Below are 9,401 nucleotides of genomic sequence, written 5' to 3' on the forward strand. Positions count from 1 at the left end.
AACCAGCGAAACGAACGCCGCAGCATCGCTGGCCGCCGCGCAGCTGCTGACGTCCGTGCCCTTCGAAACCGCGCCTTTCCCGGATGTTTGGCTGCCGTTTAATGACGATTTGCGCCTGCTGGCAGGGTTCGCACCTTATGACCGGCTGACTATTTCCGGGCAGGTGCTGGAGCTGGCAACAAAATCAGCGACCTTTACCCGGTCAACCAAAGCAACGTATATCGACAAATCCGGCGTATTGCAGACCGCAGATATTAACGAACCGCGCTTTGAAAAGGCTGGGTTATTACTGGAATCTCAGGCCACAAACTTATATACAAATTCCGAGCAATGGGGAGCAGGATCGAGAGTTACCACCACGAACAACAGTGGTGACTCACCTCGTGGCGATAAAACGATGGCGCTGATAATAGAGGATACAGCGGGGGCAGAACACTACACGCAGGATCGCAATATTGCTTTGGTAGCAGGAACAACTTATTGCTTTTCCGTTTTTGTTAAGGCTCACTCCAGCCCACGCAACTTATATTTGCGTGTTGCTTCTGGTAGCACATCTCAAACTTTCTTTGACCCGGTTACAGGGGCATGGTCTGGTAATGCGGGCGGAGCTGATTATATTGATCGCGGGTTCGAGGATTTGGGAAGCGGCATTTACCGGGTCTGGATGGCGTTCACAGCCGCCGCAAGCCAAAGCACAGTTATTCGCCTTCAATTAGCAAACGGCGTTTCATCAAACTACACCGGTGATGGCAAGTCAGGTTTATATGTATGGGGCGCGCAATTAGAGGACAGCCCTTTCCCTACTTCATATATCAAAACCGAGGCGTCTACCGTTGCGCGTACCGCAGACAGTTGGAGCATTCCTGTTGAAAATGCCGGATATAAAACTCTTGCCACTCTATTTAATAGGACCGTTGCAGCGGAGCTAACTGCCAAGTTTATGCCTGTGGGCGGCTATACTGAGGCTATATCTGTCCAGGGACCCAGATATGACATCGTTTGTCGACTCGATACGAATAAAATGATGCGTTCCTACCGCAGTAACCCGCTGGAGATTGCTCTAGAAAATGGGGCGTCAGGTATGTTCGCGTATACCATCACGGGCAATGCTGTATCTATGTCATTTATTGGAAAGACCACTTCAGGTACCCGAACCAATGCCGATGTTAATGCGATCACGAAATTCGGTAATGTAGCCCAGTCTACTGCAAGGTTCGTTTATTACCTTCGCAACTTCCGCATCTGGCACCGTGTCTTAACTCCTAACCAAATTAATGGACTCCGCTAATGAGAGACTTATATCTGCGCTTTAATGACGCCGACGAAATGCGCACGCAATTAATCGCGGCGGGGTTTGTGGATGATGAAGAGCAGGGTGGTTTATATCACCCGGACATTAGCCTGGATATCGTCGGCGTTATCACTGTACCTGCTGAAGTTATCAATCCCGGGGAAGAAAACGAAGTGATTAAGTACACCACCGAACCAGGCTATCACGTCAATTTGCGGGTCATGAATGACTCGCTCGATTTATCCGGGCTGAACGACGTTGTGGTTACACCGAATACACCGGCTCGCGTCTGGGCGTAAGGAATTAAGTTATGGTAAACAGAATAGACACGGCTGAATTAAGCAGGGCCATTGCTGCCTGGACATCCACCATCAATGACGCGTCTCTGCCGGGGGTCGGGAGTACGGTTTATGGCGGATACATAAAGTCACAGTACACCGTAAATGGCGTTGAGAAGATATCTGCCCAACTCCAGATCGTGAAGCGTATCGAATGGAACTACTCCATTGCCAGACTGGTGGTGGTGCAAAATGCGGGGGGTACTGACTCCGCGCAGAACAACTACTTCGACTTTATGTCCAACGGCAATGTGCAAATTCCCGGACGTTTGTATATGGGCGGTCCAGCCGTGAGTTCGTGGTGGAACTCAGCACAGGCACACTATGCCTCTTATTACGCGGAGACCGCCACGGATTCTCCGGGGAACGGGGCTATAGCTGGCCTTTCCTGGGGATATCAACATGGCGGTGGGTATAACCTCCGATCGATGTGGGGTAATGTTGGTAACGGGCTGAGCGCCTGGGCTAACACTGCACTAACACAGTTCGGAGATAGTGGGGCTAAGATACGGTACTGGTATTTCACCCCAGCCAACGGGGATTTAGTCACCTCGACAAGTGGTGATGGCGGCTTTGCTGGAAACTACACCTATCAGAAGTCAGCGACCTCTGATGCCACTCTGAAGCACGATATTGCATATGACGACGGAAAAGCCTCTTACGAAAACATCAGGAAGCTGAAACCCTGTACGTTCGTGTATAACGGCGATTACTTAGAGCGTGTGCGCCGGGGGATCATCGCCCAGGATGCTTTGCGGGATATTGACCGTGAGTATGTGAAGCTGGTTCCCGCTGCGCCTGAGTTTGACAAAGAGGGGAATCGTTGTGATAAAGACGACACCTTAGCTCTTGATAATAACGTTATCCAGATGGATACGGCGCTGGCGCTGCATCACGCGATTGCCAAAATCGAGGCGCTGACCACCCAAGTCGTGCAGCTGCAGGTTGAGGTTCAGGCACTGAAGTCGTAACGGCATCAGAATGTTCAGCAGTAATTATCATCAACCGCAATTCGAACTCTCTGAAGAGAGAAAAAAGCCCGCACGGGAGCGGGCACAACTCCCTTAGCTTTGTTATTAATCCTGCGTTCATGACGCAGGTAGTTAACATATCGGCGGCATTAGCCATTACTTTAGGTAGGAAGCATTAGCGCTTCGTTTAAAATCATCTAAATTTAATGAAGGTGAATCCCCCTATGCGGCGGGGCAATCCAGTTCTGTAGGTGTAAATATGCTTGCGGCTCGTATGACTGGTAACGAGTCACCGGGAGGCACCCGGCACCTGTATCAGAGTAAGCTGTTTGTTTGTGCTGGTTTCTTTTGCCTGCTTAATAGGCAGGCTTTTTTTTGCGATGTTGATAAGGAGTCTCGGATGGCGAGTGTTGCTTTGTTAGCCGTTTTGTTTGTGCTTATCGTGTCGGGGCTTATCGGCCTCTTAGGGACGTTATTAAATATTTGGTGCGATAAGGAGCAAGTTTAAATACCGCTTAAAATGATGCCTGGTCCGACCATGACTACCAGAACATTAAGGATTATTAAACTATCCTTTAGCTAACATGATGAGGTGTAGTGGATCAGCTAACAGCCTGGAGGCATCATACCTGCTATGAAATTCATCTGTCCTATTTGCAGAAGCAACCGGTTCTTTTACACTTCCTTCAATCCCGTGCTAAACCTGCCACACGGCGCGGTATGTTCCGTATGCGGAACCCGACTTACTACGCGCTCCATTCGTCCAACGCCACGTAGAAGACGCTGGCCTAAACAGGTGGTTTAAGCCCCTGCTGACACGAAGCGGGTTCCGGCCACCGCTACAGCCCTCTGGGCCTTACAGAGCTCAATTTCATACCGGAAGTTCTGGTATACCCGCTTGGTCAATTCGGCAGAATAGCTGGATATTCAGCAGTAATTATCAATAGGCGCTGCCGCATTGATCTGCACTCTCTTTAAAACTACTGTATATAAAAACAGTAAAAGGAGTGCAGATCATGCCCCGCCGTCACGACATTCACGCCGCATTTGTGGCCGCAATACAGCAAAACCCTAATGGCTACCAGTGTTTACGCACAGATGACTTTATTGAAGAACTGGCGAAATTACACTGGCATTTCAGCCAGGCCGATGCCAACGACTGGATAGAGCGATACCAGGAGTGCTTCGTCGACAAGACGCCGGACAACAGCGAGAACAGGCTCTGGATGCTCCGCAACATGGGGAGGGTTCTCTGATGGGATTCCCTTCACCGGCAGGCGACTACGTAGAGCAGCGGTTAACTCCGGAGCGTATCTGCGGGATCGGCATGGACAGCCGCATCCTCGAAACCTCTTCTGGCTTTGCGGTCATCGAGCCGTGCACCAGGTTGGTACAGAATCAGGTTCTGCTGATTTTGTCGGGCGGCCGCACGCAGTTTGCCAGGGTCATGGGCAGAGCGCTGATTTGTGATGATGGCGAGGCGATCGAGGGCGAAGCTGCGGAGGAGGTCGAGATTATGGGGCGGGTTACATTCTTCATCAACAGTACAGACGAGGATGACAGGCCGGTGTAAAAATAGAGCCCATAAAAAAGCCCGCATCAGCGGGCTTCTTATCACTCGGGAGCCGCGGCTCCTTTGCGTATCCTTTTTTGTCCCCTCACCGTCTGGTCGGTGTCCTTCTGAGACTGCTAACTTCCTGTTATTGCTAGTGATGTCCTATCACTGTCCAATCATGATTGGTGGAGCTGGTGGGAGTTGAACATGCCGTCAAATCGCGAGAAGAACAGTTCAAGCTCTATAAAGATTATCCCACCATTTATTTAGAATTGAATGCGCCATATGGACAAAAATGTTAAGAGTAATTGGTGCTTCTTTTGGTGTCCAAGTTGCCCCGAGGGTTGAAGTTGCCAGCGACGTGATAGCTTGTTCAGCTATGCCAAAATGCTTATCTGGTGTACAACACATTGGGTAGGGAAAAGGTTGACCAGTGTGTAGTGCAAGAGAGCGTAATTCATAAATTTTATTGAAAATGTTTCTAAGGTTCTTTTTCTTCCAATCAATTTTTCCATGTTCGGGTCTATCATTAGGTTCATCAGGAAGAAAATGTACGCAGAAGTCACGGAATTTTTTTGCAGCACCTAATGTGCTCGAAAATTCCTCGGCGATAAGAGGAATGAGATCGCGATAAGCATCTGACTCTAACGTAGACATAAGCTCTGGTTTAGCTTCTTTAAGTCTCTGAATATTAGTGATTTTGCTTTGATCCCATTGTTGGGCGGCAGTTTCCAATGCTGAAACTAAAAGTAACCATGAGAGGTTTGGTGAGGACTCGCAAATCCAAAGGCTATCTTGAAAACTTCTTGCTGCTTTTATCAGATAATTAAAATCCATTTCGTTCAAATTATGTATTGTATTTATTTTATCAAGATTTGAAATGGCTATTCTTTTTCTACATGATGGAACAACTAGTGACTTGCCATTAGATAGTATTGGTGGTGGCGGGTTTGTTTCTGATCTGGGTTGCCCATAGGTGGGAGAATGACAATTAAAATCACGAGATATAGAGCCAGCATGAGCTCTAATACCTAGTTTAAGACTGATAAGTGCCCCAATTTCATCTGTAAACCATCCCCCATGGAAATCTGAAGTATGTGGTTCTGTACCAGAGAATATAGTTTTATTTATGTCAACAGCCCAGTCGACTCTGACGGTCAGGGTCGGTGCAATGGTATCTTCAGAAAACGCTAACATATTAAGGAAGGAGTATCCTTGCTCTGTCAGAACTTGGTCCGAGAACCTACTATCAGAGTAGATTAGAAATTCTACAATTGATAATTTAGGGGATCCTTCCGCGAGTAGCTTTAGATTTCGAAATGACAGTAAGCTGGCACGCATGACAAGACTTTCTGAACCACTAACATTTGTCTGTGTGATGCTATCACTTTCCATGAATATTGCCCCAATTAGTAGGAAATAAGGTTATCAAAACTCTGAGACAACTATACAAAAGCAATCACTTACATAAAAGTTAAAAACCACGTTTTCATATCTTATTTTTCATTTTTTTTGTTTTAAAACAAATGGTTAGCACAATTCCTTGCATCTACTGCTGCGCCATATGGAATGGTTCGAAGCCGCAGACCTGATTGTTAAGGGTATGGAAGGCGCGATCAACAACAAGACCGTGACCTATGACTTCGAACGTCTGATGGAAGGCGCTAAGCTGCTGAAATGTTCAGAGTTTGGTGACGCGATCATCGAAAACATGTAATCCGGATTTCGGGTTGTATGTGAACGGGAGCCTGATGGCTCCCGTTTTTTATGGGCGTTTGATGAGCGGATCTGAAGAGACCCCAGGCTAAATCCTGGTTATTTTAATTTGAAACCACGCTGCATGACCGTTTCGCGTAAATTGATTCGCCCGCCGAGATAATCCATGCTGGTCGCGGAATCAATGACGGAGCCGGTCCAGGTTTTGTCGCGCATATTCTGGCGACGACGAAATGCCTGATATGCATTTTCATAGCCTTCAAAATAGGTGCGATAGCGATCCTGTTGGTAGCGATTGTAATGGAGCACCATTGGCTGAGCCGGTCGCGGGCGAATGCTGCTGGTTCTGGCTCTGTCGGGCCACCCGGTTGCCATGCCAAACGTGACAAAGCTGTACTCAGGCAGGTTGATGATTTCCGCCACCTCTTTGGCAATATTACGCATCACCCCGAGATAGACTATTCCTAAGCCTATGGATTCCGCTGCAACGGCAGCGTTCTGGGCGGCAAGCGCGGCATCAATCGATGCCATCAGGAAAGAGTCGAGGTAGTCGAGCACAACAGGCTCTTTACCGGCATCTTTTGTTATTCCTGCCCCTCGCGACAGATCTGCTACCCAGAGGAGCAATGCGGGTGCTTCCTCAATCCACGGGATACGGTCCACGGGCACTGAACGTGCTACGGTATCTGAAATACGCTGTTTAAGCGCCGGGTCCGTAACGGCTACCAGGCTCCACTGATTCAGGGCAGAGGAGTTTGAGGCTGATTGCGCCGCAGCGACCATGGTCTCTATTGCCCCATCCGGGAGAGGTTCAGGCAAAAATGTCCTGACAGATTTATGGCCCAGCAGGGCTTCGACCTGCGGCGTCCAGATAATGTTGTCTGGTTTGGGTTGCTCAACACCGTATCGGGCTTCCAGCAACGCCTGTTGTTTTGCAGTAACGTCAGTCATGGTTTTACTCTCCTTCGGCAAATTTCATGACCGCAGGATAGCGGGAGTTGCCACACGGATAAGCCCCCCATTTACGACTTCAGTTTCCATGTGCGTGCACAATCAGATGGCTTACTTTAATATTGAGACATGGATCATCTGTTAGCTATACGTATATTCCAGCGCATCGTAGAGACGCGCTCTTTCACAAAGGCCGCAGCACACCTGGATTTGCCGCGCTCCACTGTCAGTAAGAATCTCAAATTATTAGAGGAACATATAGGCACAAAGCTGATACAGCGCACGACACGTACTGTCACCTTAACGACTGAGGGGGCCGAGTATTACAGAAGGATCAGTAAGCTCGTCACTAAACTCGATGAAACCGAAGGCGCCATTCGGGATATGGGCGCCGCCGCGAAAGGAAGGCTGCGCATTGATCTTCACTCCTCGCTGGCGAATTTTGTCCTGATGCCGGTACTCGAAGAGTTTCGTGAACGCTATCCCCATATACAGCTGGCGCTTGGGGTGGGCGATCGCCCGGTTAATCTCATAGAGGAAGGTGTAGACTGCGCCATTCGCGCAGGTGAGCTGACGGATTCTTCTCTGATTGCGCGAACGCTGTATAAAGATCGCTTAATTACCTGTGCAAGCCCCGGCTACCTGAAACAGTATGGCGTGCCCAAAAAACTGACTGACCTTGAAAATGGACATAAAATCGTCGGCTATTTCAGTGCTGCAACCGGTGAGGCCTGGCCTCTGCGTTTCATGAGCAGGGGAGGCGAAAAACAGTTGGCAGCATTTGATATCGCCGCGAATGATAGTGCCGCGCTGATAAGTATGCTTGTCCACGGCATGGGCATAGGGCAAACACATGCTTCCGTAAGCCGTCGCTTTATAGCATCGGGTGAACTTGTTCCTGTTCTTGAAGATGTTACGCACAGACAATTTCCTGTCTCTATTATTTTCCCGCCAACAAAGCCGTTAAATGGCCGATTGAGAATATTCATCGACTGGATGATTGAGAGATTTTCTGGAAATAGTACCTGGTAGGAAGCCGATGGGTGCCCGTTTTTTATGGTTACGCAGGAGGAATAATGCTTGATGAGACAGCGCTTCGCCGCATTGCCGCAGGTGAACTCTCCGCGGTTACGCCAGCAGAGCTTGCCGCCGAACTTCTGACTATCCGTCAGGAGAACGCCCGCCTGAAGCAGCTTCTCGCAACCGAAGTGAAGCTCCCTTATGTCAGCGCCAGCCCGGTGTGTGATATCGAGGCCGGATACGCGGCAGGCGTCACCGACTGTAAAGAGGCGATACGTCGGGCAGGATTTTTAATCGAAGGGGATGATTAAAAGATGAAACCCGACGGATGCCGGGCCTGCTCACGTTAAAACCAGTTAAATTTGTCCGAGAGTATAAGCAACAAGGAACTGGCACAAACAAGGTTAATACAAATCACGAATCTGCTGGAAACATTCATGTTATCAATACCATTATGGCTGTACTGGGATTGTGCTAATAAGCGTAATCGCAAATCCCAGAACGTCAAATCGCAGGATAACAGGCAAAAAAAAAGCCCACGAAACGTGGGCAAGTAATACTGGAAGCAATGTGAGCAATGTCGTACTGAATACCTGAGTGATTTGCTCAACTATTCAGTATTGAGAAAGATAATGTTTCTCATTAACAATTGCAACCCCATCTTTTGTGTGGGACGCCGTTTGTGGACTTAATCTTAAAATCTTCACGTGATGGCTATCACAAACTTGCATTTCTGAATCCTGTGCTAAGCTTTCTGTGTACTTGATTTGACGACAAAAACCATACAGAGAGGAAAGCAGTTATGGGAATCATATCCTGGATTATCTTTGGGCTTATTGCAGGTATTCTGGCGAAGTGGATCATGCCGGGCAAAGATGGCGGTGGGTTCATCGTTACGGTCATTCTGGGCATCATCGGTGCCGTAGTGGGTGGCTGGATCAGTACCCTGTTCGGATTCGGCAGAGTCGATGGCTTTAACTTCGGCAGCTTTATGGTTGCAGTAATTGGTGCGCTGGTGGTGCTGTTTATTTACCGTAAGGTAAGAAGCTAACCCGACACACTTCAGAAAAAAGACCGCCAATGGGCGGTCTTTTTTCGCGATTCACCACCAGCCTAACTGGCTTCCGGCCACGGCCACAATGGCGACAATCAGCATAATAATCGTCGTTTTTCTCATTTATCCCCCAGGCGCAGCGTAGCCGCCGATAAAAAACCACGTTAAAAACACCACCGCCGTGATAAAAATCACGATCGGGAACAGAATACCAAGCCGCATGCTATCACCTGTCCTGAAATACAAAACCCGTCGAGTGTACGGGGTTAATCGATATTGAGAAAGGGCGTTTTCCGTTTCCCTTTTTTATCGCTGTACATGGCGGCGTCGGCTGCCCGCAGTGCGCTATCTGCATCCAGTCTGGCAGGATCCACCTCAATCACCCCCAGGCTGGCGCCCGGGTAGACCAGATGCACATCACCCAGCCAGTACTCCCCGGCGATCTGTGCGCTCAGCTGTCTCTTCAGCACCGTCAGCGACGTCTGCTCGCCGCTTTCGCTATCAT

General features: G+C 48.9%; 13 protein-coding genes and 2 pseudogenes. 9 read left to right on the plus strand and 6 right to left on the minus strand.

Going from position 1 to position 9,401, the window contains the following annotated elements; genetic code table 11:
- The 5 genes from WFM46_RS20960 to WFM46_RS20980 all read left to right on the plus strand — a co-directional run.
- The coding region (locus tag WFM46_RS20960) for a phage head spike fiber domain-containing protein (protein ID WP_336998435.1) at positions 1-1,288 on the plus strand (1,288 nt) is incomplete at its 5' end.
- Positions 1,288-1,590 carry a hypothetical protein gene (locus WFM46_RS20965; RefSeq protein WP_336998436.1) on the plus strand — a complete coding sequence of 101 codons (303 nt, stop codon included), beginning with the start codon at positions 1,288-1,290 and terminating at the stop codon, positions 1,588-1,590. The genes WFM46_RS20960 and WFM46_RS20965, both read left to right, overlap by 1 nt.
- A gap of 11 nt (positions 1,591-1,601) precedes the next feature.
- Positions 1,602-2,600: a tail fiber domain-containing protein gene (locus WFM46_RS20970; RefSeq protein ID WP_336998437.1), complete on the plus strand. Its 999-nt coding sequence runs from the start codon at positions 1,602-1,604 to the stop codon at positions 2,598-2,600.
- Positions 2,601-3,616: 1,016 nt separating this feature from the next.
- On the plus strand, positions 3,617-3,856 hold the full coding sequence (locus WFM46_RS20975) for a hypothetical protein (RefSeq protein WP_103179233.1): 240 nt from the start codon (positions 3,617-3,619) through the stop codon (positions 3,854-3,856).
- A complete protein-coding gene (locus WFM46_RS20980) occupies positions 3,856-4,173 on the plus strand; it encodes a hypothetical protein (RefSeq protein WP_103826508.1) in 318 nt (105 codons plus the stop codon). Before WFM46_RS20975 ends, WFM46_RS20980 begins: the two co-directional genes overlap by 1 nt.
- 216 nt (positions 4,174-4,389) lie before the next feature.
- On the opposite strand, the gene WFM46_RS20985 is transcribed toward WFM46_RS20980, so the two are convergent.
- A complete protein-coding gene (locus tag WFM46_RS20985; protein ID WP_336998438.1) occupies positions 4,390-5,550 on the minus strand; it encodes a hypothetical protein in 1,161 nt (386 codons plus the stop codon).
- A 145-nt stretch (positions 5,551-5,695) separates the two neighbouring features.
- Between WFM46_RS20985 and WFM46_RS20990 the strand changes: the two are divergent.
- Positions 5,696-5,872: pseudogene (locus tag WFM46_RS20990) on the plus strand (isocitrate/isopropylmalate family dehydrogenase); the annotation flags it as partial.
- Positions 5,873-5,970: 98 nt separating this feature from the next.
- On the opposite strand, the gene WFM46_RS20995 reads toward WFM46_RS20990, so the two are convergent.
- The gene (locus WFM46_RS20995; protein ID WP_336998439.1) at positions 5,971-6,822 is read right to left on the minus strand and encodes a nitroreductase family protein; all 852 of its coding nucleotides are present in this window, start codon (positions 6,820-6,822) and stop codon (positions 5,971-5,973) included.
- A 129-nt stretch (positions 6,823-6,951) separates the two neighbouring features.
- Here WFM46_RS20995 and WFM46_RS21000 point away from each other — a divergent pair, with 129 nt between their 5' ends.
- Both WFM46_RS21000 and WFM46_RS21005 read left to right on the plus strand, forming a co-directional pair.
- Positions 6,952-7,854, plus strand: coding sequence for a LysR family transcriptional regulator (locus WFM46_RS21000; protein WP_336998440.1), 903 nt, complete (start codon positions 6,952-6,954; stop codon positions 7,852-7,854).
- Positions 7,855-7,898: 44 nt separating this feature from the next.
- The gene (locus WFM46_RS21005) at positions 7,899-8,153 is read left to right on the plus strand and encodes a hypothetical protein (RefSeq protein WP_442913476.1); all 255 of its coding nucleotides are present in this window, start codon (positions 7,899-7,901) and stop codon (positions 8,151-8,153) included.
- Between the two features lie 35 nt (positions 8,154-8,188).
- Here WFM46_RS21005 and yncL read toward each other — a convergent pair whose 3' ends face one another.
- Positions 8,189-8,281 carry a stress response membrane protein YncL gene (gene yncL / locus WFM46_RS23910; RefSeq protein WP_071886459.1) on the minus strand — a complete coding sequence of 31 codons (93 nt, stop codon included), beginning with the start codon at positions 8,279-8,281 and terminating at the stop codon, positions 8,189-8,191.
- Between the two features lie 363 nt (positions 8,282-8,644).
- On the opposite strand from yncL, the gene WFM46_RS21010 reads away from it, so the two are divergent.
- Positions 8,645-8,893 (plus strand): GlsB/YeaQ/YmgE family stress response membrane protein, encoded by a 249-nt coding sequence (locus tag WFM46_RS21010; RefSeq protein ID WP_032617669.1) that lies wholly within the window; start codon positions 8,645-8,647, stop codon positions 8,891-8,893.
- Positions 8,894-8,944: 51 nt separating this feature from the next.
- Here WFM46_RS21010 and yoaJ read toward each other — a convergent pair whose 3' ends face one another.
- The 3 genes and pseudogenes from yoaJ to WFM46_RS21020 form a co-directional block, all read right to left on the minus strand.
- The gene (gene yoaJ, locus WFM46_RS23915; RefSeq protein ID WP_073885218.1) at positions 8,945-9,019 is read right to left on the minus strand and encodes a protein YoaJ; all 75 of its coding nucleotides are present in this window, start codon (positions 9,017-9,019) and stop codon (positions 8,945-8,947) included.
- Positions 9,020-9,118: a YoaK family small membrane protein gene (locus WFM46_RS21015; protein ID WP_103179242.1), complete on the minus strand. Its 99-nt coding sequence runs from the start codon at positions 9,116-9,118 to the stop codon at positions 9,020-9,022.
- A gap of 44 nt (positions 9,119-9,162) precedes the next feature.
- A pseudogene (locus WFM46_RS21020) lies at positions 9,163-9,401 on the minus strand (diguanylate cyclase); the annotation flags it as partial.

This window comes from Leclercia sp. M50 (assembly GCF_037150775.1).
Classification (GTDB): Bacteria; Pseudomonadota; Gammaproteobacteria; order Enterobacterales; family Enterobacteriaceae; genus Enterobacter.

Bases quoted from the DNA above. Each gene is read 5' to 3' on its own strand.
- WFM46_RS20965 (WP_336998436.1), top strand. From the start codon at position 1,288: ATGAGAGACTTATATCTGCGCTTTAATGACGCCGACGAAATGCGCACG.
- WFM46_RS20970 (WP_336998437.1), top strand. From the start codon at position 1,602: ATGGTAAACAGAATAGACACGGCTGAATTAAGCAGGGCCATTGCTGCC.
- WFM46_RS20975 (WP_103179233.1), top strand. From the start codon at position 3,617: ATGCCCCGCCGTCACGACATTCACGCCGCATTTGTGGCCGCAATACAG.
- WFM46_RS20980 (WP_103826508.1), top strand. From the start codon at position 3,856: ATGGGATTCCCTTCACCGGCAGGCGACTACGTAGAGCAGCGGTTAACT.
- WFM46_RS20985 (WP_336998438.1), bottom strand. From the start codon at position 5,550: ATGGAAAGTGATAGCATCACACAGACAAATGTTAGTGGTTCAGAAAGT.
- WFM46_RS20995 (WP_336998439.1), bottom strand. From the start codon at position 6,822: ATGACTGACGTTACTGCAAAACAACAGGCGTTGCTGGAAGCCCGATAC.
- WFM46_RS21000 (WP_336998440.1), top strand. From the start codon at position 6,952: ATGGATCATCTGTTAGCTATACGTATATTCCAGCGCATCGTAGAGACG.
- WFM46_RS21005 (WP_442913476.1), top strand. From the start codon at position 7,899: ATGCTTGATGAGACAGCGCTTCGCCGCATTGCCGCAGGTGAACTCTCC.
- yncL (WP_071886459.1), bottom strand. From the start codon at position 8,281: ATGAATGTTTCCAGCAGATTCGTGATTTGTATTAACCTTGTTTGTGCC.
- WFM46_RS21010 (WP_032617669.1), top strand. From the start codon at position 8,645: ATGGGAATCATATCCTGGATTATCTTTGGGCTTATTGCAGGTATTCTG.
- WFM46_RS21015 (WP_103179242.1), bottom strand. From the start codon at position 9,118: ATGCGGCTTGGTATTCTGTTCCCGATCGTGATTTTTATCACGGCGGTG.